Raw genomic sequence first — 24,925 nt, forward strand, 5'->3', positions numbered from 1 at the left:
TAGTTAACCATTTGATAACCAGTCGCTAGTTTTGTCTAGTACCGGACCAGGGACTTTAAGATGAAAATTCGACGATTGTCTACTTTTCTGGATTTAAAGATGGTTGGGAGTGAATAGTGATTGACTTCACACAGAGAGAACCGACGGTATGATTGGGCCAAAAAAAAGCCCGCGATAAACGCGGGCCTTTGTGAGATCGGCAATGATTATTTGCTTTTCTTAATGTGAAAGCTTATTAATAAATTAACTTATTGTTATTAATGAACTTTAAACATGAAATCACACTAATGTGTACACCCTTGGGTACACAAAAAACAGCGTTCGAGACCCTTTTGAAGGCTAGTTGACCGTTGACGCTGACTGTAACAAAGTGCATTTTAGGATTTTGGTATGGTGATGCGATTTATTCGCGCCGATATCAACAACAGTACTTATCGAAAACAACCAATGCTCTGGAGGTTACGCATGTTTGAAAAGTTGTTTGATGTATTTTCCAGGCGAGACAAAGGCAGCACAACGGCTAAAGTTAAGCCATTAACACAAGAATTCAGAAATCGAGTACTAATGCTTTTGCGTAATAAGCTTAATTACGAATTCACTACATTTCTTCGTGAACTTCATCAGCAAGCAGCTTATCTTTATGGAAAATTTGAACTCTCTGGGACATCCGCTCAGTCCTCACCAGAAAATGATCTGGTGAATTTCTTCCTTACCTGTCCAGATGAGCATTGTTTGGATTTGATAGAACTCATATTCCGTTCAAATCTGCGCGGGATCTCTTGGCCAGATAACCCTCTGATCCCAACCATTAATCAGTTTTTCAGTATTGATGCGCTTCCTTATCACCTCACTAACTACACAACAGAAGAATATGAAACCATGTTATATGGATCACCTGCCACAGGAAGGCGCATTGCTGAGTTTCCACAAATCATTCGAAAAGATAGTGAATTAGTGCATCAAAATGCTATGGAACCCGCACTCCGTTTGCTTACAGCACCAATATTCAAAAATGCTAATGAAGAATTTCTAAAGGCTTTGGAGGATCACAGGAAGGGAGATTATCGAGACTGCTTAACAAAATGTGGTAGCGCCTTCGAAAGTGTAATGAAGGTACTTTGTGAGAAGAACTCGTTATCGTTCAAGGCAACAGACCCAGCTTCCACCTTACTAAGAACGTTGCTAGCTAACGGGCAACTGGATCAGTTTTGGGAACAACCATTGATTCTAATTGCAACTTTAAGGAATCGTTTAAGTTCATCACATGGTGCTGGCTCACAAGAAAAAATAATACCTGAACATGTGGCTACGTACACAGTAAACTCTACAGCTTCCGCAATACTACTGTTATGTTCCGCTTTTAGTTGATGGTAGACATCTTCAATTATTTAATAAACAGACTCAAGGAAAATTGAGCAAGGAATAAAATGTTGTTTCAGTAGCACTACTAATTAAGGAACCAAAATGTCAGAAAATAAGAAATGGAAAGAAAAATTAATATCCTCAAGCTTCCCTCTTGAATATATAGTTTCAAGAAAGCTTGCATCCTTTGGCATAGCAGTTTCAAATGATTTTTCTTATTCAAGAAATGATGCAGGAATTCTGAAAGATTTCTCCATTGATATACAAGGAAATTACTGGGATGAAGAATGCACTTATCATTTAAATTTCCTTATTGAATGCAAGCAAAGACATGATAATAATAAATGGCTTTTCATGAGAGATCCCAACACCCCTGATTTTAGTGCGTTAACTCTAGGTTATACTTTACGAGCCATTGATAATTTCACAAGAATAGATCTTCCTGCAAATGCCACAATTGCACTAGATGAAGATATGGCCTATGCGGTGAAGGGGGTTGAGATTGATACTAGTAACGGCAACGTTTACGATAGTGAAATTAAACACGGCATCTCACAACTAGCTTATTCCCTACCAGATGTGATAATAAAAAACATAGCGGGATGCATAAACTCCCACCCAGAGGATAACCTCCCATTTTTCATTGTACCTATTTTGGTAACCACTTCTGAACTTTATCTAACGCGTGATGAATTCTCAACAGAGAATATTAGAGGTGCAAAAGATTTAAGTGATATAGCTGATCTCGTGCCGTATTTAGTGATAGAAAACCAGCATACACCTGGATTCGGAATGCACCGAGTGCAACGTTTTTCATCATTTAAATATTTTCTAGAATCTGAACAGTTGCATATCATAAATGACATTAGGAAAAAACATGAAAACCCTCCATTCCTATTACCTGAACAAAGATTGCTAGATTTAATTCACCAGCCACATCTACCATTCAATGAATACTTCTCACAAATAATTGTCTGTTCCCTGCAAAACTTGGAACCATTGATAGATAAAATCATAGAAATTGCAAATGATGCATTATTGAAGTCCAAAAAATTGTCTTAAGGGTTCTTTGTAACAGATGAAAGCAACTGTAACTTAGAGCGCTTGTAGCAAAAAATCCCCAATGGCGGTGGGTGACAACTTTTGACAACTCAATCTGAACGCCAGCGTCCGGGCAAACCAGAACAGCGATCTGAAAGAGGCTCGAGGATGGTTGCAAAGGGGGAGTGCTTAACACCTCCCCTTCACGAGTTCGTGTACCTGAAGTTTTCTGAAGCGGTAGCGGTTGTCACTTTCCCCCTGGTTTTCCCTAGTAAGGCTTAACAAACCATAACAGGCTGACACATGCCCTGCTTCGCATCAGGATTAACAAAAGCTAACAGCCAAGGCTCAACAATTCTCAACGCCAGCCCTTTACACTTCTGCTGTAGCTGCTGTTCGTAGGCGTCAGGATCCGTTAGGTTGGGTTGACACTTTTCCCAGTTTCTCGCGTAAAAGTGTCAAGTTTGAGGGGCTGGGGGGTTTACAGTTTTTCGCCGTCCAGCAGGCAGAGTGACATTAAACCAGTTTTGTTCCAGTCATCCAGCGTATCGGGGTGCATTGTGGCAACGTAAGCCAGCTCAGAACGAAGAAACCGTAAAGCGCCTGCTGCACGGTCTTTGCCATAGAAGCTGTGGGTTTCTTCATCCGGCCGGAAGAGAATCAGCAATTGTTCATCGGGCTCGTGCTGAACATCAAAACCCAGCTCAGCGGCTGCTGCCTCTATACGCTGGCCAGCATCAATATCAGCCGTCAACTCTTTCCCGCCGTCATGCTTCCATACCCATGCGGCGGCCTGCGCCCACGTCATAGCATTGTGATGATCACCAGCACCAGCACCAGCACCAGCAGAATTTTGTTTAGCCTGCGATGCTTCGACATCCACTTTATCGCCTGAAATTACAATTTCACCGCGGGCTATCCAGCCGTAAACAGTTTGCCGGCTAACGCCCATACGCCTGGCGTAGGCCGATTTACTTAACAGCATCCTGCGTTTCCCTCCGGGCAGAAAAAAGCCGCCCTCAGGCGGCCTGCTTCGGTACATCTTAAAGTGTACCCAAAAGCGTAAAGGTGTACCCAAAAACGACATATCAGCATGCTGGGTACACCTCTGTGTACACGTTTCTTGTACTCTTATGATAGCCCCTGAAAACAAAAAGCCCGAAATATTCGGGCTTTAGGATGCTCATGATAGCTAGCAATTCACTATGAAAGCTTATTTGCTTTTCTTAATGTGCTTAATCAAACGCTTACGCTTACGCATCTGGTTCGGCGTCAGGGTGTTGCGCTTGTTGGCGAACGGGTTTTCCCCTTCCTTGAACTGGATACGAATAGGCGTGCCCATCACGTCCAGCGATTTACGGAAGTAGTTCATCAGGTAGCGCTTGTAGGAATCCGGCAGGTCTTTCACCTGGTTGCCGTGAATCACCACGATTGGCGGGTTATAGCCACCGGCATGGGCATATTTCAGCTTCACGCGACGACCGCGCACCAGCGGCGGCTGGTGATCTTCTGCAGCCATATTCATGATACGGGTCAGCATGGCGGTGCTCTGACGACGGGTGGAGCTGTCGTAGGCTTCACGCACGGATTCGAACAGGTTACCGACGCCGCTGCCGTGCAGCGCAGAGATAAAGTGCACGCGGGCAAAGTCGATAAAGCCCAGACGGAAGTCCAGGGTCTCTTTCACCTGCTCGCGCACTTCATTGCTCAGGCCGTCCCACTTGTTGACGACGATGACCAGTGAGCGCCCACTATTGAGGATAAAGCCGAGCAGAGAGAGATCCTGATCGGAGATACCTTCACGCGCGTCGATGACCAGCAGCACCACGTTGGCATCTTCAATCGCCTGCAGGGTTTTGATAACGGAGAATTTCTCCACCACGTCGGTGATTTTTCCGCGCTTACGTACACCGGCAGTGTCGATGAGGACATACTCACGTTCATCGCGCTGCATCGGGATGTAGATGCTGTCACGCGTAGTGCCCGGCATGTCGTAAACCACCACGCGCTCTTCACCCAGAATACGGTTAGTAAGCGTAGACTTACCTACGTTTGGACGACCGACGATAGCCAGCTTGATCGGCAGATCCTGCGGGTTGAAGTCATCCTCAGGCTCTTCTTCTTCGCCCTCTTCACCGTCTTCGAACTGCGCCCAGTATGCGGCGTCTTCGTCCACCTCTTCCGGCGGATTCACTTCGTCCACCCACGGCAGCAGAACGGTTTCCAGCAGGCTGGTCACACCGCGACCATGCGATGCCGCAATCGGGTGGATATCCCCCATGCCCAGAGACCAGAAGTCCGCGATAGCCTGATCGGCATCGATGCCGTCAGTTTTGTTCGCCACCAGGAAAGTTGGCTTTTCGCGAGAACGCAGGTGCTTAGCGATTGCGGAGTCCGCCGGCATCAGGCCAGCGCGCGCATCCACCATGAACAGTACGACATCCGCTTCTTCAATCGCCAGCAAGGACTGTTCCGCCATGCGGGTTTCAACGCCATCTTCTGTGCCGTCAATACCGCCGGTATCAATACAGATGAACTCGCGTCCTTCCACCTCTGCACGACCGTACTTACGGTCACGCGTCAGCCCCGGGAAATCCGCAACCAGCGCATCACGGGTGCGTGTTAAACGGTTAAAAAGAGTGGATTTTCCAACGTTAGGGCGCCCGACAAGCGCGACCACAGGTACCATGTTTGAAGCCTCATAAAATTCAAATAAACGTCGCATTCGCGGCGTTTTTAAAAATGTCAAAACGGCTCCTGAGTGAACAGGAGCCGTTTAGTATACTACAACCGCCGGGTAATTAACGCGTGATCGCGTACAGCGTGCCGTCTTTTGCCTGAATCAGCAGTTTGCCGTCAGCCACAACCGGGTCGGTCAGGAAGCCTGAACCGTCCACTTTCTGCTGCGCCACAAAGCGGCCATTCTCTGGATCAACCCAGTGCATATAGCCTTCGCTGTCGCCAACCACCAGGCTACCGTTGTACAGCACTGGCGCGGTCAGCAGACGGTGCAGCAGATCGCTTTGCGTCCACAGCGTCACGCCGCCTTCGGTGCTCAGCGCCAGCAGGCGATCGTTCTGGTCAACCATATAGATGCGGTTACCGTCCACAATGAAATCATTCACAGAGCCCAGCTCACGTTTCCACATGATCTGGCCGCTGCGCAGGTCCAGCGCGGTCAGGTTGCCGTTATAGGCCAGGGCGTAAACCACACCGTCAACGATAACCGGGGTAGTGTCTACGTCGCTCAGGCGGTCGATTTCCGTTGAGCCAGTGGCCTGCGAGATACGCTGCTGCCAGATCATCTGGCCCTGCTGCATCAGCACGGCACTCACGCGACCGTTGTCACCGCCCACAATGGCAGCGCCAAATGCGGTTGCAGGTGCGGATTCACCGCGCAGAGACAGCGCAGGCATATCCAGGTTAACGGTCCATTTCACCAGACCGTCCGCTTCGTTCAGCGCCTGCAGCTGGCCGTTGCTGGTATGGATCAGCACCAGCCCGTCGCTCACGACCGGACGTGACAAGGATTCACCGGCTACGGCGGTCTGCCATGCAACAGAACCATCGCTGGCATTCAGCGCGTAAACCTGCGCTTTTTCGCTGCCCACGTAGACATGCCCACCGGAAACGGTCAGGCCGCCAGACAGCAGTGCAGGTTTACGGGAGAACCAGCCGTCTTTTTCCGCCAGGTTAACGGACCACACTTCTTTCCCGTCATCGGCGTTCACCGCTTTCACGGTACCTTTGCGGTCAGCGGCATAGACAACGCTGTCTGCATACGCAGGATGAAGGTTGGAATAGAAATCACCAATCCCACTGCCCACGGAGACATCCCACGCGGTGGATGGGGTAAACTGGTTTTCAACCGTCGGCAGTGGGGACATTTTCACAACGTCTTCTTCGCCACTGAACAGTGAACAACCACTTAATAACGTAACAGAAAGCAGTCCTGGCAGAAGTAATTTACGCAATTGCATCGGGTCCCTCTCAGACGGACAAATTATTTATTTTCATCTGCATCATTTCGCTCAGCGCAGGTGACGCTTTGCTCTCTACACCAGCTTGCCACGCTTTACGCGCGCCCGCTTTGTCACCTTTGCTCAGCAGTGCTTCACCGCGCAGATCGGCAACGATGGCAGCAAAACCTTCGCCTTTGATGGTATCGAGCGTTTTCAGCGCGTCGTCAGCTTTTTTCTGCTGAACCTGAATACGTGCCAGGCGCAGATTGATCACCGCTTTCAGGTTTTCATCGCTGGCAGCAGCAAGGCCCTGAGACAGCTGAGCAGCGGCTTTATCCAGTTCGTTTTTATCAACGTACTGCTGAGCCACTTCCAGCGCTGCCAGTGCACCGTAGGTGTTTTTGTTGTCAGCGGCAAATTTCTCTGCCGCAGCCAGCGTTTGCGGCTGGTCGGCACGAATCGCGCTAACGGTATTTTCATAGGACAGGGACGCGCCGCGCGCGGAATCCGCCTGATGGTTGTTCCAGTAACGCCAGCCCACTAGCGCACCCACACCTAAAATAACCCCAACAACCAGCGCTTTGCCGTTTTCAGCAAAGAAGCGTTTAATCGCGTCGACCTGATCGTGTTCGTTCTCGTACATTTCCACGCCGTCTTTCTCCTTAGCCCAATAGAGTGCGCAAGTGCGCCGCAACGCCGTCCTGCGTTACCGTTGTCTGCTCACCAGAGCGCAGGTCTTTTACTACCACTTCGCCGTTAGCCACTTCGGACTCGCCCAGCACCAGTGCAATACTTGCGCCCCACTTATCGGCACGAGCAAACTGTTTTTTGAAGTTGCCGCCGCCATGGTTGGTCATCAGCTTAACGCCCGGCAGCGCATCGCGCACGCGTTCGGCAAGCTGCATCGCCGCAGACTGCGTTTCCGCGCCTGAAGCCACCAGGTATATATCGACAACGGAATCTGCTTTAAATTCCGGATTAACTGCCTGAACCAGCAAAACAAGTCGTTCAAGACCCATCGCGAAGCCAACCGCAGGCGCGGCACGGCCACCCAGTTGCTCAACCAGACCGTCATAACGGCCGCCGGCACACACGGTGCCCTGAGAACCGAGGCTGGTGGTTACCCACTCAAACACGGTGCGATTGTAGTAGTCCAGACCGCGCACCAGACGCTGGTTCACGGTGTAGGCAATGCCCGCCGCTTCGAGCAGCTTGCACAGGCCGGTAAAGTGTTCGCGAGACTCGTCGTCCAGGTAGTCACCCAGCGCAGGGGCATCGTTCAGCAGCGCCTGAACATCAGGGTTTTTGGAATCCAGCACGCGCAGCGGGTTGCTGTACATGCGACGTTTGCAATCTTCGTCCAGCTTCTCTTTATGCTGCTCCAGGAACGCCACCAGCGCATCGCGGTAGTTAGCACGCGCTTCCAGAGAACCGATTGAGTTCAGTTCCAGCGAAACGTGCTCAGAGATACCGAGGGCGCGCCACCAGCGAGCGGTCAGCATAATCAGTTCGGCATCGATGTCCGGGCCCTGTAGGCCAAAGACTTCCACACCCAGCTGGTTAAACTGGCGATAACGACCTTTCTGCGGACGTTCGTGGCGGAACATCGGGCCGATATACCACAGGCGCTGCTCCTGATTGTACAGAAGACCATGTTCGATGCCGGCGCGTACGCAGCCCGCCGTACCTTCCGGACGCAGGGTCAGGCTGTCGCCGTTGCGGTCCTCAAAGGTGTACATCTCTTTTTCAACCACGTCGGTCACTTCACCGATCGCGCGTTTGAATAACGGGGTCTGCTCTACAATCGGCAAACGGATTTCGCTGTAACCGTAGCTGCCGAGCACCTGCTTCAGCGTGCCTTCAATGCGCTGCCAGATGGCGGTTTCGCCAGGCAGGTAATCGTTCATGCCGCGGATGGCTTGAATGTTTTTTGCCACGTTTATTCTCTTTCTATATACAAAAAAAACCCAAAGAATGGGTTCAATCATACATGGGAAGCGGCACGCTTCCCATCACGTTATTTTTCAACCTGCTGAACGCTGATACGCTGTGTCTCGTCCATCATCGCGGCTTTGGCGCGGATGCGGGCTTCAAGCTGGTCAATCATGTCGCTATTATCCAGACGATCTTTACGAACGCCATCTTCATAGAGACCACTTTTCTTGTTACCGCCGGTTACGCCCAGGGTTGAGACCAGCGCTTCACCCGGACCGTTCACGACACAGCCGATGATGGAGACGTCCATCGGGGTGATGATGTCTTCCAGACGCTGCTCCAGGGCATTCACCGTGCCGATCACGTCAAATTCCTGACGCGAACAGGTTGGGCAGGCAATGAAGTTGATCCCACGCGAGCGGATACGCAGCGATTTCAGAATATCGAAACCGACCTTGATCTCTTCTACCGGATCCGCCGCCAGCGAGACGCGCAGGGTGTCGCCTATCCCTTCGGAGAGCAGCAGGCCCAGGCCGATCGCAGACTTCACCGAACCGCTACGCAGGCCGCCCGCTTCGGTGATCCCGAGATGCAGAGGCTGGTCGATCTGTTTTGCCAGCAGGCGATACGATTCAACGGCCAGGAAAACGTCAGAGGCTTTTACGCTGACCTTGAACTGATCGAAGTTAAGACGATCCAGATGATCGACGTGACGCATGGCGGATTCGAGCAGCGCCTGCGGCGTTGGCTCGCCATATTTTTCCTGCAGATCTTTTTCCAGAGAGCCGGCGTTTACGCCGATACGGATTGGAATGTTTTTGTCGCGGGCGCAGTCAACCACCATGCGAATGCGTTCTTCATTGCCGATGTTGCCCGGGTTAATACGCAGGCAATCAACGCCGTATTCAGCAACTTTCAACGCGATACGGTAGTCGAAGTGGATATCTGCAACCAGCGGCACGCTGACCTGCTGTTTGATCAGCTTGAACGCCTCAGCGGCATCCATCGTGGGCACTGAGACGCGGACAATGTCCGCGCCTACACGCTCTAATGCTTTGATTTGGTTGACCGTTGCTTCCACATCCGTGGTGCGCGTATTGGTCATCGACTGGACGGCGATAGGTGCCCCATCGCCGACTGGCACATTCCCAACGTAAATCCGTTTCGATTTTCTACGTTGAATCGGAGCCTGGTTATGCATGAAAAATCTCCCGCGTTGCCCGTCTGTTACTGTGCTGCTGATTGTTCGGCATTAACGGTAAGACGTGCAACCTGGTTAGTTCTGATAAAGCGGCTCAGGTCGACAGGTTTTCCTTGATACTGGATCTGTACCGCTGCCGGAGCGCCGATTTTAAGTTTGTAAGGTGCCTGACCCGTTAGGTTTAACGTGCCATCTTTCCGCTGCAGGCCGCTGAACAGTTTTTTACCTGTCGCGTCAGTCACTTCCAGCCAACAGTCAGCCGTGAAGTTCATCACCAGCGCGTTTGGATCGGCGGCTGGCGCGGCGGTTGCCGCCGGGTCGGTCGGCAGGGACGCTGCGGCGTTGTTCGCCGGCTGAGTCGCTGCAGGGACGTTCGCCGCAGTATCGACATTTGCCTGAGAAGGGGCGACGACCGCGTTTTGATCCTGAGCCTGAGGCGCAGCGGTGTTCGCCGTTGCGGCCGGAGCCTGTGCTGCATCGGTTGCCGGAGCCGTTGTTTGCGGCTCGCTTGAGGCCGCCGCACCGTCGGTGTTCAGCGGAACGCTCTGGGCACCACCATTGCTCGCCTGATTGAGTTCAGCGGAGGATTGATCGGCCATAGTGGTGATCTCTTCCTGCTGCGCCTTGTGGTTTTGCCACCACCATGCGCCAGTCAGGCCGACAACAACAAACAGCACCAGCCAGGTAAAGCTCATCAGCCAGCCATCACGTTTTTTACGACGTTTCCCCAGGGAGAAAGTTTGCATCGGGGCAACTTTTGCTGCACGAACCGGTGCCTGCTTCTCCATCATTGGCAGTAATTCGTTTTCGGGGATGTGCACCAGTTTTGCGTAAGAGCGGATATAGCCGCGCAGAAATGTTGAAGCCAGATCGGCAGGCGCCTTATCTTCTTCAATATCGCGAACCGTGGAAACTTTCAGGCACAAGCGTTCTGCAACAGCTTGCTGGCTGAGTCCGAGTTGTTCACGGGCGTTGCGAAGACGAACGCCAGTGGAGAGTGCTTCATGTTGGTCGTGAGTGGCTTCAGTATTCATTCGCTACAACTACTGGTACGTGAAAAAAAGGGTTCAGGTGCCGGTGAGTCACAATGCCGCCCGCACCGCGAAACTTCAGGTCAGTTAACCTTGAACAGACAGTATAAGACTGTCAGCCGGTAGATGACAGTGCAGCTCTGCCCGCGTGGCTAAACTGTTGTTACGTCGTTACATACTGCCCGAAACTCATATGAAACGCACCGTAATTATTAATCAAACGTCACGAATCTGACTGATTATTCAGTCAGATTATGCATCACAGCGTAGATAATGCGCCGTGATGCATAATAATCAAACAGCTTTAACCGCAATGGTCTCGCCCTGCATGCGTTTACGCAGGGTACGTTTGGTACGGTCAATGACGTCACCGGCCAACTGTCCGCATGCAGCATCAATATCATCACCGCGGGTTTTACGCACGATGGTGGTGAAACCATACTCCATCAGCACCTTGGAGAAACGGTCGATACGGCTGTTCGAGCTACGGCCATACGGCGCGCCCGGGAACGGGTTCCATGGGATCAGGTTGATTTTGCATGGCGTATCCTTCAGCAGTTCAGCCAGCTGATGCGCGTGCTCAGTACCGTCGTTGACGTGGTCCAGCATCACGTACTCGATGGTGACGCGGCCCTGGTTTGCGTTGGATTTCTCCAGGTAGCGACGCACGGCAGCGAGGAAGGTTTCGATATTGTACTTTTTGTTAATCGGTACAATTTCGTCACGAATTTCATCGTTTGGCGCGTGCAGGGAGATAGCCAGCGCAACGTCAATCATGTCGCCGAGCTTATCCAGCGCAGGCACAACGCCTGAGGTAGACAGCGTCACGCGGCGCTTGGACAGGCCAAAACCGAAGTCATCCAGCATGATTTCCATCGCCGGCACCACGTTGGTCAGGTTCAGCAGCGGTTCGCCCATCCCCATCATTACCACGTTGGTGATCGGACGCGTGCCGGTCACTTTTGCTGCACCCACGATTTTCGCGGCGCGCCAGACCTGACCGATGATTTCAGACACGCGAAGGTTACGGTTAAAACCTTGCTGAGCCGTAGAGCAGAATTTGCACTCCAGCGCACAGCCCACCTGAGAAGAGACGCACAGCGTGGCACGATCGTCTTCCGGGATGTAGACGGTTTCAACGCGCTGATCGCCTACGGCAATCGCCCATTTGATGGTGCCGTCTGCCGAGCGCTGCTCTTCCACCACTTCCGGCGCGCGGATTTCAGCCACTTCTTTGAGCTTGTTGCGCAGCACTTTGTTGATGTCGGTCATCTCATCAAAGTTGTCGCTGCAGTAGTGGTACATCCATTTCATTACCTGATCGGCACGAAACGGCTTCTCACCCATATCTTTAAAGAACTCGCGCATCTGCTGACGGTTCAGGTCCAGCAGGTTAATTTTTCCATTTTTATTGGGAACCGCAGGAATGGCGACTTCGGAGGTATTCACTAGTTCAGACATAATTTTTTCCGGCCTCGTTGTTACACGTTGTGGCCCTTGGTGGGTTGAAAAGAAACGCCCCGGTAAGCAGTCTGCTCGTCCGGGGCGTTGCATTGTACAAAGTCTGGCGCAGGGATGCCACGTTTGCACGCGGCATTTACGAAATTATTAGCGAGTGCGCGGGCACACTTCGCCTTCAGCGAAGAAGAACGCGATTTCGCGTGCGGCAGACTCAACGGAGTCGGAACCGTGGGTGCCGTTCTCGGTGAAGCTGTCCGCGTAGTCAGCGCGCAGGGTACCTGCCAGCGCGTTGTCCGGGTTGGTTGCACCCAGCAGATCGCGGTGACGCTGTACTGCGTTTTCGCCTTCCAGCACGGAGACCACGATTGGACCGGAGGTCATGAACTCCACCAGGCCGTCAAAGAATGGACGACCTTCGTGCTCAGCGTAGAAACCGCGAGCCTGCTCAACGGTCAGGTGCAGCATTTTGGTGCCAACGATCTTAAACCCTGCTGATTCAAAGCGAGCGAAGATGCTGCCAATAACGTTTTTTGCCACCGCGTTTGGTTTGATGATGGAAAAAGTACGTTCAATAGCCATTGATAACCTCTGTAAAATGTTCTGTTGTTTTGCATACCTGAGTATGGTGTGGCGCGGATTATAAAGAGCAATAGCGCCATTGCCTATGGTTCTGCATAACATTTTTTTAAAATGAGACGAAGATTAGCAACAGGCCGGATTTCGCATACCGTGTTGATGGCGTAAACAGAGCGGGCATTGCTTTTCATCAGGCGTAAATGACCAGAACTGGCGCTGGCACGTCAGGCAAACTGCTTTATATGCGGGAGTGGCCACGTTTTTTGCCGGTCCATCTGTTTCTGCGACGTTTATCGCCTCGTGCTGACATACTGCTTCACAGCCACCGCAGCCGGTACAGCGCCCGGTCTCCACCACCAGCGCGGCGTTCTCAAACCGAATCGCGTTTTCCGGGCAGCTTCGCCAGCACGCACCGCACAGCACGCACTTATTAATATCGAGTGCGATATCTGACTCGCTAAACGTCGAGAATGCCCTGCGCAGCTCCCGCGGCCCCGGGGAAACGCGACAGGCTTTTACATCCTCGCGGGGAACGTGCATCAGCGCACGACGAGCGATATTCACCTCGCCGATCGGTATGAGCTTAAACCCCCACTCCGCTTCACCACGGCGACGAAGCGCAAGATTAAGCCGGGCAAGCGCCAGCAGCCAGTCAGGGTATTGCTCTGCGTCGATACTGATAAAACGAACCTGGCGTTGCGCGTGCCACAGCAGCAGCTCATTCACCCCAGGTGCGCGTTCAGTAAAAGGCCCAACAAGGGTATCTCCACGCAGAAATCGCTTTCGCGGCGCGATGCCGGTAATGGCCCCGGAGGGGCAGACGAACAGGCAGTCACCGCATTCAATACAGCGATTTTCATCAACCAAGACGCCGGTTTCCGTAAAAGAAAAAGCCTGCGCTGGACAAACGTCCGCGCAGGCGCAGCAGGAAGCGTGGCGAAAACGGCGACGGACGCACGAATGCGTCACGTCCATCGCCGGGGCAAACGTCAATCTGCCCATCAGCCAATACTGAAGAAAACGAAGCGCAGCATCAGCTCACCCGCAATCAGCAAGGCGCTGCCCAGCAGCAGCGTGCCGCGCGCCGCTTTCAGGCCGCCCGCAGCAAAGCAGAGCATACCTGCAACGGACACGCACCAGCTCAGCAGATGTACCGCGCGCAGCTGTTCGAGCATCCGTAGCGGTGCGTGAGGGAACGTCACCACGGTATTGTCCATGGCAGTGATGTCTGCCAGCCAGACGGGCTGCATCACCAGACGCACAAGCACCACCAGCGTGGTAATGACAACCGCCGCACGCAAGGTGGTCTGGGAACGCATCCCAATTGCCATGCAGGCTGAACCGATGATACCCACCGAGCCGATAAACAGTACCAGCGTGTTAATGTGCTTCCAGGTCACTACGGACGCGTGCATGTAGATTTGTGCCATGCAGAACACGTCCACCAGCCCGACAAGACCCGCCACGGCCAAAAGCAGCTTCCAGCCTGGCTTATTGGAAAACATCAGCAGCACGGCGAGGCCAAGCGCCGCCAGGTAAAGGCTGGCGAAGATAATCTCGCGGCTCAGCCACGAACTGGAGACGTGGCGTAGCGCGTTCAGGGCGTTGAGCGGATAGCCCATATGCAGCGCTGAGGCGAGCAGCCCCAGGCTCGCCAGCACAAACGCCCCAGCGGCAGGCAGTAGCGCGCTACGCGGTGTAGTATACGCCCCCCCGAACGCCAGCCAGAGCGTCACGCCAACCGATCCCTGCAGGAACAGCGTAAAAATCAGCAGCGGTAACTCATGCATGACGTTTCCCCTCTTTCTCTGCGCCCTGATGCGCTTTGATCACCAGGTTCGGTTTTGTAATCGAGGAATCAGGCAAGCCCTTCACATCGCATACCGCACCGTATTTCGCCCGAAGTTCATCAATAGGCCCAAATTTGATCGCCTCAAGCGGACAGGTTGCCACGCAGACGGGCTGCTCGCCCTTCGCCTGCAGATCCACGCAAAAATCGCATTTGGACATCTGCCCGGTCTGCTCGTTGAGCTGTGGCGCGCCGTAAGGGCAAGACCACGCGCAGTAGCCGCAGCCAACGCACTTGTCCGTATCGACGCGCACGATGCCGTCGCCCGGACGCTTGTGCATTGCGGTGGTCGGACAGTTTTTGGTGCAGATCGGGTCCGCACAGTGGTTACAGGAAATAGAGAGCGTGTAGGCAAAAACGTTGTTGCTAACGCCGCCCTGCCCGGTTGGGATGAAATTCCCGCCGTTGACTTCGTATACGCGACGGAAACGACGTCCGACCTCAAGGTTGTTTTTGTCTTTGCACGCCACCTGGCATGCCTTGCAGCCCGAGCAGCGGGAAGAGTCAATATAGAAACCCAGCTGTTTATCGCTCACCGGCGCATAGTGTTTAAACTGACTCATGCTTTTGCTACCTCCACCAGCATGGTTTGATGGGAATTCCCTTTCGCAAGCGCGGTAATACGGGCAGAGCTGAGCACGTTCGCGCAGCCGCCTTTATCGACACCCTGTTCGTCCGGCTGCCACCAGGCGCCTGCCTGCATGGCAACAACGCCCGGAATGATGCGCGGCGTGACCTCAGCCGGAATTTCACAAATGCCGCGCGCGTTATGAATACGCACGGTATCCCCCTGGGAAATGCCGCGCTTTTGCGCGTCCTGCGGGTTGATCCACAGCTTTTGCTGCTGCGCCTCAATCAGCCACGGGTTGGCGTACTGGGTTGAGTTAGCACGGTTTTTCCCTTTCCAGGTGATCAGCTGCAGCGGGAAGGTTTTCGCCAGTTCGTCTTCCGGCCCTTCATGGGCAGGCACGTAGTGCGACAGCGCCGGAATCTCCGGATGGTGCATGTCGTACAGACGCTTCGAGAAGATCTCAATTTTCCCGGACGGCGTCGGGAACGGATGATTTTGCGGATCGCGAATATTGTCTTCAAAAGCGACGAACGGCGCGCTTTTGAAAAGATGCTGGCGCGTCTTTTGTAACGTCGCGAAGTCCGGCAGGTTTTCATCTGGCATGGAGAGCCGTGTCTGCTCCCAGATGTGCTCAATCCACGCTTTTTCGTCACGGCCCTCGCTGAATGCAGGTTCGACGCCAAGCTTAGCAGCAACTTCCCGCAGCCAGTCGTAGTCTGAACGGCGTTCGAATTCAGGTTCAATCAGCTTTTCCGACAGGATCAGATAGCTTGCCGTGCCCCAGGTTTCGCCGATATTCCAGCGTTCCATAAAGCTGGTTTCCGGCAGGAGAAGATCGGCGTATCTGGCGCTCGGCGTCATAAACAGATCACTTGCGACGATAAACTCGATTTTCGACTCGTCTTCCAGCACGCGCGTCGCCTGATGCAGATCCGGGTTCTGGTTAGCCAGATAATTTCCCGCCAGCGAAAATAGGATGCGGATATTGCTGTCCAGCTTCTCTGCATCCTTCAGGCCGTCTTCCGCCGTTACCTTAGAAGCATCATCGGCGGCCTGCACCCAGTTCATCACCGATATTTTGGCTTTTACCGGGTTATCCAGCATCTCCGGCCCGGCAGCAAATTTACGATTAGCGCAGCCGCCATAGCCTGCCGCCCAGCCGCCCTTCACCCCAACGTTACCCGTCAGCGTTGCCAGTAACGTCGAGCCGCGCGCGGTGCGCTCGCCGCAGTTATGGCGCTGCGGTCCCCAGCCCTGGATCAGCGCGGCGGGTTTGGTGGTTGCGTAGTCGCGCGCCAGCTGACGAATGGTCTGCGCAGGCACGTGGGTGATTTTCTCTGCCCACTCGGGCGTTTTCGCCACGCCATCTTTTGCGCCGCTCAGATAAGCCATCAGGGATTCATTGGCCGGAACGCCTTCCGGCATGGATGCTTCGTCAAAGCCCAGGGTATAGCGCTGGATGAAGTCGCGATCGTGCAGGTTCTCCGTGACGATCGTGTACATCATGGCGTCCATCAGGGCGTTGTCTGTTGTGGGAAGCAGCGGGATCCACTGGTCGGCAAGAGAGGAAACCGTATCGGAATAGCGCGGATCGACAACGATAAAGCGCGTGCCGTTTTGCTTCATCTTCTGATAGAAGTAGTTGCTGTGACCAAAGATCGTCTCCGTCGGGTTATGTCCCCAGAGAATGACCAGTTTGGTGTCCAGCAGCGTGTCCAGAGAGCTGCCGCTGGCGGCGGTGCCGTAGGTATACGGCGTGGCTGCCGCCGTGTTGCCCATACTGACCGAGTGATAGCTTTCAAGATAGCCGCCGGTTAAGTTAAGCAGACGACGAACCATTTTATCACCGGAAAACGTTCCGCCGGATACCGCAGTGCCCACATGCACATAGCGTGAGGCAGCGCCGTATTTTTGCGTAATCGTTTTTAATTGATTCGCAATAAGCGTGGTGGCTTCGTCCCAGGTAATACGCTCGAATTTTCCTTCGCCACGTTTACCCACGCGTTTCATTGGATATTTAAGCCGATCGGGATGATAAACAAATTTTCGATACGCGCGTCCACGAACGCAGGCGCGCATAACAGGCATTTGAGGATCCAGCTCATTATCCGGACGCGTTGAAATTCTTGTGACTACGCCCTCACTGACGTGAGCGCGAATATCACATTTACCGCCGCAGTCAAACGTGCTGCAGGTTTGCACCACTTTTTCTTCAGGCGTCGCGTGTGTTGCCGCCGCACTCTGTGCCTGTGCTTTACCTGTTGTCGCTACAAAAGGAAGGGCGGCGAGCGCCGACCCTGCCTGAATAAAATGACGCCGGGATAGCGCGGGAATAAGCCCCTCTCCCTGATTTTTATTTTTCTTCATTGCTCGTTCCTTAAAATAAAAACGCATTCTCGTTTTTTTTCAGGAACGAATATTGATAATTATCAAACTAACTCTTCGGGGGTAACACTTAACGGTCTAATTCAAAATTCACCGTCGCCGTTTGTCCTGAGTCATCCATTACAAGTAATTGATATTCGCCAGGCAAATATAATTTTAATGAATGAGTATTATTGCGGCCTTCTAACGGTTCTCCATTTAAAAACCACCAGCGCCCACCTTCTCCTCCAGTCGTAATAACAGATAGGGTCACGTTCCCTTCACCAGGGAGTCGCTTAATAACAGCCCCCTCTCTGATACCCGAAATCATAAGCGGTGCTGCATTGTTATTATCCAGCGGCGGGCAGAGCGTCGATCTCGCAGGAAGACGCGCAGCCCTTTTTTCCGCTGCGGGCAGCCACGGCTCCAGCGGCAGCGGCCAGACGTCGAGAACTTTTTCTGTGGCATCAGGGCAATCTGCCGCCACACGCTTGCCCGTTTTATCCAGCCAGACCGGGAAACGAATGCCGCGAATGCCTTCCTGTTCCGGCAGCAGCAGCGTGGGTGGTTCACTCCCTTCCAGCAGCCAGGTCGAAAGACGACGCCGACAGTTTTCACTGCCTTCCGGCAGCGACTGGCCGCCCGGCCAGCAGATCACGCCCCGCCCAACGCTTTCCGGGCGAGGATCGCGCGGCAGGCGGGCCTCGTCTATTGTCGAGCGTGACTGAAGCAGGTTATTCACCTGGTTTAATAGCGGAACCGCGCTGGCAAAACCAAACTGCCCAGCTACCGGCGTGCCGTCAGGTCGCCCTGTCCAGATACCTATTACATACCGGGCATTCAGACCGATGGCCCAGGCATCGCGGTAGCCATAGCTGGTGCCCGTTTTCCACGCCAGCGGCGCAATTTGCGGCAGCGCACTGTCCGGCAGCGGCTGCGCTTCATTCGCCAGAATACGGCGAATAATCCACGCCGAACCTGGCGATAACAGCGGGCGTTCAGTTAGCGGGTCGCCCGGCTGTAAGCGCAGCCGGCCCGCCTTGCCATGCCTTGCAAAGGCGCTGTATGCGGCGGCGATATCCGCCAGCCTCGCGCCTGCGCCACCCAGGATCAGCGACAGATTCGGCTGCGCTCCGGCAGGCAGGATCAGCGGCAGGCCTGCGTTACTCAGCATCCCGGCAAACCGTTTGGGACCGTAGGCTTCCAGCACCTGGACGGCTGGCAGGTTGAGCGAGCGCACCAGCGCTTCACTCATGCTGACCGGCCCGTGGAACCCGCTGTCAAAATTTCCCGGGCGATAATCACCGGTTTTTCTGGGCACGTCCTGAAGCAGCGAGGCGGGATGGATCAGGCCATCATCCAGCGCCATACCGTAGATAAACGGTTTCAATACCGATCCCGGGGATCGGATCGCGTTAACCATATCCACATGGCTGAAACGCGTGTCATCGTTGATATCCACCGAGCCGACCCAGCCGCGCACCTTCATGTCGGTATGATCGACCACGATCATCGCCAGCGAACTGCGTGCCGGCAGGCGGGATTTCCAGTTCATCGCCAGCTCTTCCAGCTGCCGTTGCAGTCCGGCATCCAGCGTAGTGACAATCTTTGTGTCGCGGCTTTTGCCAAGCATCATGCGTGCAAAGAGCGGCGCCAGCTGCGGCATCTGCCGGGGAGCCAGCCATACAGGCTCTTCACGGGACTCCTTCACCTGCTTTGCTGACCAGACGCCCTGAATCATCATGCGATCGAGCACTTTGTTGCGTGCCGCTTCGGCCCGCTCGGGCCAGCGATCCGGGCGCAGACGGCTGGGTGCCTGCGGCAGTACCGCCAGCAACGCCGCGTCGGAGTAGCTCAGCTGCGACGGGGGTTTCCCAAGGTAGGTCCAGCTTGCTGCTCCCACGCCCTGCAGCGTGCCACCAAACGGAGCACGATTGAGATAGAGCGTAAGAATGTCACGCTTAGAGAGGTGCCATTCCAGCTGCATCGCCCGCCAGAGCTGACGAATTTTGCCGCCAAAGGTGCGCGGATGCGGATCCAGCAGGCGTGCCACCTGCATGGTAAGCGTGCTTCCTCCCGAAACCACTCTTCCGGAACTGAGATCCTGCCAGGCGGCGCGCAGGACAGAGAGCGGGTTTACGCCCGGATGCTCCCAGAACCAGCGATCTTCGTACTGGATCAGAGCCTCAAGATAACGGGGAGAAACCTCTTCAATGGTCACCGGGTAGCGCCAGATGCCTTCGCTGTCGGCAAAACGCCAGAGCGGCGCGCCCTTCTCGTCCACCACAACTCGTGCGGGGTTAACCTCTTTCAGAGGCAGCGGCCACAGGCGATCGGCGGCGACAATCAGCCCCCCTAAAACGAGAAGCGCTCCCGCCAGCCAAAGCCAGCGGGAGCGTGTCAGACGCGCTATCAACATATTACGGAACAACAATCAGCGGGCCGCTGGCCGCACCCGTTGCCCGCCACTGCGGAACGTACATAGACTCCACCATCGGAACCGGCACCTGGTAGGTGCCCGGCGTTACGGCACGGGCCAGATAAACCAGCGTAACCGGCTGACCTTCGTTTACCGGCACGGCGGCCACAAAGCGGTCGTCGCGGAACTCCATGTGCTGAATGTCCGCCTGCTGCATCTGGCTGAGCAGGTTCTGCACTTCGCTGCCGCTGTCCTGCAGGCTTGCGCTGCTGCTCGCCAGGTTCTGGTTTTCCAGCTCCAGACCAGCCGGGAGGAGATCCACAACCAGCGCATCCGGCACGTTCTGGCTGGCTTTCACTTCAAGCCAGACCAGCACCAGCTCACCGCTCTTCAGCGAAGAGAGCGATTTGCTGCTGCCATCGGTTGCCAGGATATGACGTTCAACCTGCAGCACGTTGGAACTCGACTGAGGCGCATATTCCGGATAGCCGGTGCTGTCCAGACGTACCCACAGCGGTGCCGTGCCGGTATTGGTTACCTGAAGCGCACCAAGCTGGTCGCCGCTTACGTTTTGTACCTGCGCCTTATCGCCGCCTGATGCGGTATCAGACAACGTGGTTTTCGCCTGCCATGCGTCTGACAGGGTTTGCAGCGAACGTCCGGCCAGGAACAGCGCATTGCTCTCCTGGGTGGATAGCCAGCGCTGGCTGAATGCCTGTTCAGAAAGAGCATTCAGCAGCGTATTTTGCGCATCCGGCAGCAATTTATACTCCTCCAGAAGGGAGAGCATCAGCGCGTTATCGCGAAGCGGGCTGCCGTAATCGGCCATCCATGTTTTTCTGTCGTTACGCGGCGTTTTGAGCGCCAGATCCAGCGCCTGCTGGCTGCGCGGCGCGTCGCCCATCAGTTTGAGCGCCATACCCAGCTGCATCAGCGGCAGCCCGGAGGCGGCCTGAGCGTGGCGATCCCAGATTTCACGCAGCGCGCCCAGCGGGGCTTTTTGCTGACGCGCCAGCACCAGCGAGGCATACGCCTGCACGGCAAATTTGCTGGCCTGGGTGTCGTCGCTGTAGCGGATAGACATCATGCCCGGATCCTGCAGATAGCGCAGCAGTCGGTTGTTGGCGTTGTTCACCGCATCGGCAGGTACGCTATAACCCTGCTCGCCCGCGCGCACCAGGAAGTCAGTCACATAGGCGGTCAGCCAGTACTCTTCAGGCCCGTTTTTATCCCACAAGGCAAAACCGCCATCATCACGCTGCATCTGCAGCAGACGGGAGATCCCGATATCAATGGCAGCACGGCGCTGGTCATCGGTATCTCCTTTTATACCAAGCGCGGTAAGCTGCGCGGCGTTGGTATAGAGTGACGGGAACAGGCCGCTGGTGGTCTGCTCCAGGCAGCCATACGGATACGCCTGCAGTTCACGAATATAGCGCGCCAGGTTGAGCGGTGGTTTGCCGCTCAGCAGCAGTTGCCCCTGCAGGGTGGCTGGAGAGAAACCGTTGCTGTGCTGCGCCGGTGCGGTCCAGGATTCTCCCGGGTTCAGCATGGCCCCGGTGTTTACCGTTTGTGCCGGGAATGCCGGACGTACGCCAATTTTCCAGCTTTTCTGCTGCGGTGCGAAGGTTTCGCCCGGAAGCTGCAGGCCGGTCACCTGCGCGGTCACTTCACCGTCACCATAACCGTCCAGTGCGCGCACCGGAATAAACAGCGTGCTGCGCGCCCCCGGTGGGAGCTGGACAGGTTGAGGCTGCGCGCCTTCCAGCGCCAGTTTGCCTGTCGCGCTCAGGGCGATATTCAGCGTTTGCGGCCGATCGGTCAGGTTGGTGATATCCAGCGTCAGCCGTGAGGTATCGCCGTTCGCCATGAAGCGCGGGGTATTAAGCTCGGTAATGACCGGCGCGGCCACCACAACCTTGCTTTCGCTGCTGCCGAAATCATCTTCCGTCCACGCCTGCGCCATCAGACGCAGTTCGCCGTTGAAATCACCAATCGGCAGCGTAACGGTGCCTTCTCCGTTGGCATCCAGCGTAACCGGCTGAGCCTGCTGGGCAATAATGGTGACGTGGTTCACCGGCGGTTTACCGCCGCGCTTGAGTTCATCGCCGTCACCACCGAAACGCAGCGCGGCCATGCGGCCCTGCCCTTCAATGACCTGGCCGTAGATATCATAGATATCGGCGCCGTAACGCTTCTGGCCGAAGAAGGCCTGCCATGGATCTGGCGTAACGTAATCGGTAATGTTCAGCACGCCGCTGTCCACCGCCGACACCAGCACGTTCACTTTCTGCGGAACCGCCCCCTCTTTCACGCTGGCCTTCACCTTCACGGAGAGCGTCTGGTTTGGACGCATTTTCTGCGGGTTATCCAGTGCTATGTTCAGGCGGCGATTTTCGTCGCCCATCGGCAGATGCAGCAGACCAACCGCGCGCTTCGGCGTGGCGGATTTGGATTTATCGCCAGGACGCACCACCAGCGTACTGAGATAGAGATCGTGACGTTTCCAGGCTTTATCCACCGGAATGGAAAGATCGAGCCCGTTTGCCGGTACGTCGATCTCTTTCCACCACAGCGGCCCTTCGCTGGACTCGATCATCGCATAGCCCTTGCCTGCGGCTGGCGCTGCAATGTGCAGCTGGATGGTATCGCCTGGCTGATAGGCCGGTTTATCCAATTTAAGGGTGACGCGGTCAGGGCGCGCCGCACCCGTGCCGTCGCTGTTATCCTGCCAGCTGTAACCTGCCCAGAAGCGCACGCTGCTGACCACATCATCAGGCGCTTTCACTTCCAGACGGTATGAGCCCCACTCCACCGGGAAGGTGACTTTGCCGGTTTCATCGGCCTTAAGGCTAAGCTCCTGCTCGCCCTCAATCAGCTCTTTTTGATCAAACTGAGACTGCCAGCCTTCGCTCTCGGACCAGTTCCAGAAATAGTCACGGCGTTCACGGATCAGGCGTACCTGTAAGCCGGATACCGCTTTTTTCGCGCCGCTGGCATCGGCATAGACGATGTCAAAGCTGGCGTTGCCGTTCTCGTCGACGATCGGTTGGTTGACGGTGGTATCGGTACGGTAGTCGTAGACCGCCTTACTGGCGAACTGCGGACGGATACCCGGCAGTTGCGCCGCCGGCCAGATAGCCTGCTCCGCGCGGCGCGTCACCGGACGGCCGCCTGATTCCAGCAGGCTCGCCTGCAGGATCAGCTGCAGAGGAGAGTGTACCTCTTTCCACTGGCTTTCGATGGTGACCTGCCCGTGCCCCTGCTCATCCAGCGTAAGCTGCACTTCATCCAGACTGCGGCTCAGGTTTTCTTCCGCAATATCACCAAACTGGAAGCCGGGCAGCGCAGCAACGGCCTCACGCAGCGGACGCAGGAAAAGCTGGCCCTGAAGAGAATTGCCGTTGGCCGGAGCGCCATACAGGTAATAGCCCACGATGTTGAAGTCCACCTCATCCTGTGGGGAAACCGGTGCTTTTTGTCCCGTCAGATTGAGCGCCATACGCTCGGGCATAAAATCTTCGACGTGGAAATCCCACAGGCGCTGCTGGTTATCGCCCGTATTGGCGCGAATATGCCACATGCCGGTCTGCGCGCCGCTATCCAGCGGGTAGTTGAAGCGGTAGAGGCCGTTCTCAGGCTGAACAACGATCGTGCGTGCCACCTGGCCGTCCGGGCGCAGCACGTCAAGCTTCACGGGCTGATCGGGAAGCGGTTTTCCGTCGCTGTCGCGCAGCAGGCCGTTAAGGATCACCGTTTCACCCGGACGATAAAGATCGCGTGGGCCAAACATAAAGAATTGCTTGCTGAAGCCGGGGCTACCGGCGATGTCGAACTCTGCCAGGTCGAGCGCTGGCAGCTTGAGATCGAGCAGCGTTGTCTGGCCGTCTTTGCTGGCGAGGATCAGCGCGGCTTCTTTGTCTGTTTCAAGCTTCGCATGGCCGTCGGCGTCGCTGCTGGCTTCGGCGAGCGTCTGACCTTTGTCATTCAGCAGCGTGACGGTGACGCCGGACTGCGCCGCACCGTTTTCCAGGCTCTGGGTGAAAATGTCCAGCCGGTTATGATAGCGGTGAGCAGACAAACCGATATCGCTCAGGGTAAAGAGCGTTGCGGCATTGCTGTAGTTGTAGTGCCCTGCCTGGTTCATGACGGCGATATAAACGCCGGACTGCTGAAGCGGCTTGATATCTTTAAGCGGCAGGAGCAGTTTTTCACGCGTGTTGCGCGCCGGGTTGAGGTCAAAACGACCGGTATAGACCAGTTCCGCCATCTTCAGCAGATTGTCAGATTCCCAGTTGGTCAGCGAGTTGCGGTACTCCCACTGGCTGACAAACGAGGCCAGCGATTCCGGTTTCACGCGGTAGAAATTGACGTCCACATTGTTGACGTTAAGCGCCATCACCGGCAGCCCTTCCACCACCTTGCCCGGCAGCAGCGAGCCGCGGCTGGCAAAACCGACCGTCGGCTCTATATCTCGCGTGGTCAGAGCTTTTTCATAATCAATGCCAAAAGTCGCTTTGTTCAGCGCCACCAGCCCACGATCCACGGTGATAACCAGGTTTCGGTTAGGCTCCAGATGGCGCAGGCGAAGCTCTTTCAGGTTAGGCGCAAGTTCCCACGCCCCGTCAACTTTGCCGCTTTTCTTATCCACAACATGCACTGTTTTCGCGAAATCCTGTTCCGGATCCAGCGGGACAGAGAAGGTCAGCACCAGCGTAGCGGCGCCGTCCAGTTGCACTTCAGACGCATCAAGCAGAGTCAGCGCTTTTCCCTGACTCTGGGCGGCCATTTTAGCCAGCTTTTCAGCGTCGGGCTTTTCCGCGGCTTTCGGTGTTGATGCGGTGGATGCTGCGGGAGCCGCAGCCTGAGGTTTATCGTCGCTGTTATCACAGCCGACAAGCGTAAAGGTGGTGAGCAGCGCGAGAGAGATCGCGGCTAAGCGAAACGGTTTCATCCTGTGTCCCTGGCCTGAGGGGGCCTGTTGGTCGTCGTCCGGATAAGTATTATCCGCAAGTTTCGTTAATACAAAAAGTCCAATTTAAGAATCTGGAAAGCGCCTCGCAGAATGGCATCACGCCGCTACACCGGGATGGAACCGCGATCACAGCGCATAACGTCACATGTTACCTTTTACGTCATTTGTTTTTAAAACA

At 54.9% G+C, this 24,925-nt stretch carries 17 protein-coding genes; 2 read left to right on the forward strand and 15 right to left on the reverse strand.

The features are described from left to right. Positions 1 to 465 precede the first annotated feature (465 nt). Complete coding sequence (locus ACMGGH_RS22395; protein WP_131631813.1) at positions 466 to 1,368, forward strand: abortive infection family protein; 903 nt, start codon at positions 466 to 468, stop codon at positions 1,366 to 1,368. 96 nt (positions 1,369 to 1,464) lie between these two features. Further along, complete coding sequence (locus ACMGGH_RS22400; protein WP_232948930.1) at positions 1,465 to 2,424, forward strand: hypothetical protein; 960 nt, start codon at positions 1,465 to 1,467, stop codon at positions 2,422 to 2,424. Between the two features lie 460 nt (positions 2,425 to 2,884). On the opposite strand, the gene ACMGGH_RS22405 is transcribed toward ACMGGH_RS22400, so the two are convergent. The 15 genes from ACMGGH_RS22405 to ACMGGH_RS22475 all read right to left on the reverse strand — a co-directional run bounded on the left by ACMGGH_RS22405 (position 2,885) and on the right by ACMGGH_RS22475 (position 24,726). Next, positions 2,885 to 3,388 (reverse strand): DNA-binding protein, encoded by a 504-nt coding sequence (locus ACMGGH_RS22405; protein ID WP_420299207.1) that lies wholly within the window; start codon positions 3,386 to 3,388, stop codon positions 2,885 to 2,887. A 228-nt stretch (positions 3,389 to 3,616) separates the two neighbouring features. Then, complete coding sequence (gene der / locus ACMGGH_RS22410; protein WP_028014057.1) at positions 3,617 to 5,092, reverse strand: ribosome biogenesis GTPase Der; 1,476 nt, start codon at positions 5,090 to 5,092, stop codon at positions 3,617 to 3,619. A 112-nt stretch (positions 5,093 to 5,204) separates the two neighbouring features. Then, complete coding sequence (bamB, locus tag ACMGGH_RS22415; RefSeq protein WP_028014058.1) at positions 5,205 to 6,383, reverse strand: outer membrane protein assembly factor BamB; 1,179 nt, start codon at positions 6,381 to 6,383, stop codon at positions 5,205 to 5,207. A 10-nt stretch (positions 6,384 to 6,393) separates the two neighbouring features. After that, a complete protein-coding gene (locus ACMGGH_RS22420; RefSeq protein ID WP_028014059.1) occupies positions 6,394 to 7,014 on the reverse strand; it encodes a YfgM family protein in 621 nt (206 codons plus the stop codon). Positions 7,015 to 7,027: 13 nt separating this feature from the next. Next, the gene (gene hisS / locus ACMGGH_RS22425; protein ID WP_028014060.1) at positions 7,028 to 8,302 is read right to left on the reverse strand and encodes a histidine--tRNA ligase; all 1,275 of its coding nucleotides are present in this window, start codon (positions 8,300 to 8,302) and stop codon (positions 7,028 to 7,030) included. 80 nt (positions 8,303 to 8,382) lie between these two features. Next, positions 8,383 to 9,501 (reverse strand): flavodoxin-dependent (E)-4-hydroxy-3-methylbut-2-enyl-diphosphate synthase, encoded by a 1,119-nt coding sequence (gene ispG, locus ACMGGH_RS22430; protein ID WP_025757688.1) that lies wholly within the window; start codon positions 9,499 to 9,501, stop codon positions 8,383 to 8,385. Between the two features lie 26 nt (positions 9,502 to 9,527). Then, positions 9,528 to 10,535, reverse strand: a complete 1,008-nt coding sequence (gene rodZ, locus ACMGGH_RS22435; RefSeq protein WP_047368095.1) for a cytoskeleton protein RodZ — start codon at positions 10,533 to 10,535, stop codon at positions 9,528 to 9,530. A gap of 291 nt (positions 10,536 to 10,826) precedes the next feature. After that, the gene (locus tag ACMGGH_RS22440) at positions 10,827 to 11,993 is read right to left on the reverse strand and encodes a bifunctional tRNA (adenosine(37)-C2)-methyltransferase TrmG/ribosomal RNA large subunit methyltransferase RlmN (RefSeq protein ID WP_028014062.1); all 1,167 of its coding nucleotides are present in this window, start codon (positions 11,991 to 11,993) and stop codon (positions 10,827 to 10,829) included. Between the two features lie 147 nt (positions 11,994 to 12,140). Then, complete coding sequence (ndk, locus tag ACMGGH_RS22445) at positions 12,141 to 12,572, reverse strand: nucleoside-diphosphate kinase (RefSeq protein WP_003860625.1); 432 nt, start codon at positions 12,570 to 12,572, stop codon at positions 12,141 to 12,143. Between the two features lie 123 nt (positions 12,573 to 12,695). Then, positions 12,696 to 13,571, reverse strand: a complete 876-nt coding sequence (locus ACMGGH_RS22450; protein ID WP_232948932.1) for a 4Fe-4S binding protein — start codon at positions 13,569 to 13,571, stop codon at positions 12,696 to 12,698. Further along, positions 13,571 to 14,359 (reverse strand): dimethyl sulfoxide reductase anchor subunit family protein, encoded by a 789-nt coding sequence (locus ACMGGH_RS22455; protein ID WP_232948933.1) that lies wholly within the window; start codon positions 14,357 to 14,359, stop codon positions 13,571 to 13,573. Before ACMGGH_RS22455 ends, ACMGGH_RS22450 begins: the two co-directional genes overlap by 1 nt. Further along, positions 14,352 to 14,981, reverse strand: a complete 630-nt coding sequence (locus tag ACMGGH_RS22460; protein WP_003860631.1) for a DMSO/selenate family reductase complex B subunit — start codon at positions 14,979 to 14,981, stop codon at positions 14,352 to 14,354. Before ACMGGH_RS22460 ends, ACMGGH_RS22455 begins: the two co-directional genes overlap by 8 nt. Further along, positions 14,978 to 17,356 (reverse strand): DMSO/selenate family reductase complex A subunit, encoded by a 2,379-nt coding sequence (locus ACMGGH_RS22465; RefSeq protein WP_332909148.1) that lies wholly within the window; start codon positions 17,354 to 17,356, stop codon positions 14,978 to 14,980. Before ACMGGH_RS22465 ends, ACMGGH_RS22460 begins: the two co-directional genes overlap by 4 nt. Positions 17,357 to 17,444: 88 nt before the next feature. Next, complete coding sequence (gene pbpC / locus ACMGGH_RS22470) at positions 17,445 to 19,772, reverse strand: peptidoglycan glycosyltransferase PbpC (protein WP_045630989.1); 2,328 nt, start codon at positions 19,770 to 19,772, stop codon at positions 17,445 to 17,447. Position 19,773: 1 nt separating this feature from the next. Beyond that, entirely contained in the window at positions 19,774 to 24,726 is a 4,953-nt protein-coding gene (locus ACMGGH_RS22475; RefSeq protein WP_232948935.1) for an alpha-2-macroglobulin family protein, read from the reverse strand. Positions 24,727 to 24,925: the final 199 nt, after the last annotated feature.

It is taken from the genome of Enterobacter sp. BNK-16, from assembly GCF_048684955.1.
Taxonomy (GTDB): domain Bacteria; phylum Pseudomonadota; class Gammaproteobacteria; order Enterobacterales; family Enterobacteriaceae; genus Enterobacter; species Enterobacter bugandensis.

Bases quoted from the DNA above. Each gene is read 5' to 3' on its own strand.
- ACMGGH_RS22395 (WP_131631813.1), top strand. From the start codon at position 466: ATGTTTGAAAAGTTGTTTGATGTATTTTCCAGGCGAGACAAAGGCAGC.
- ACMGGH_RS22400 (WP_232948930.1), top strand. From the start codon at position 1,465: ATGTCAGAAAATAAGAAATGGAAAGAAAAATTAATATCCTCAAGCTTC.
- ACMGGH_RS22405 (WP_420299207.1), bottom strand. From the start codon at position 3,388: ATGCTGTTAAGTAAATCGGCCTACGCCAGGCGTATGGGCGTTAGCCGG.
- der (WP_028014057.1), bottom strand. From the start codon at position 5,092: ATGGTACCTGTGGTCGCGCTTGTCGGGCGCCCTAACGTTGGAAAATCC.
- bamB (WP_028014058.1), bottom strand. From the start codon at position 6,383: ATGCAATTGCGTAAATTACTTCTGCCAGGACTGCTTTCTGTTACGTTA.
- ispG (WP_025757688.1), bottom strand. From the start codon at position 9,501: ATGCATAACCAGGCTCCGATTCAACGTAGAAAATCGAAACGGATTTAC.
- rodZ (WP_047368095.1), bottom strand. From the start codon at position 10,535: ATGAATACTGAAGCCACTCACGACCAACATGAAGCACTCTCCACTGGC.
- ACMGGH_RS22440 (WP_028014062.1), bottom strand. From the start codon at position 11,993: ATGTCTGAACTAGTGAATACCTCCGAAGTCGCCATTCCTGCGGTTCCC.
- ndk (WP_003860625.1), bottom strand. From the start codon at position 12,572: ATGGCTATTGAACGTACTTTTTCCATCATCAAACCAAACGCGGTGGCA.
- ACMGGH_RS22450 (WP_232948932.1), bottom strand. From the start codon at position 13,571: ATGGGCAGATTGACGTTTGCCCCGGCGATGGACGTGACGCATTCGTGC.
- ACMGGH_RS22455 (WP_232948933.1), bottom strand. From the start codon at position 14,359: ATGCATGAGTTACCGCTGCTGATTTTTACGCTGTTCCTGCAGGGATCG.
- ACMGGH_RS22460 (WP_003860631.1), bottom strand. From the start codon at position 14,981: ATGAGTCAGTTTAAACACTATGCGCCGGTGAGCGATAAACAGCTGGGT.
- ACMGGH_RS22465 (WP_332909148.1), bottom strand. From the start codon at position 17,356: ATGAAGAAAAATAAAAATCAGGGAGAGGGGCTTATTCCCGCGCTATCC.
- pbpC (WP_045630989.1), bottom strand. From the start codon at position 19,772: ATGTTGATAGCGCGTCTGACACGCTCCCGCTGGCTTTGGCTGGCGGGA.
- ACMGGH_RS22475 (WP_232948935.1), bottom strand. From the start codon at position 24,726: ATGAAACCGTTTCGCTTAGCCGCGATCTCTCTCGCGCTGCTCACCACC.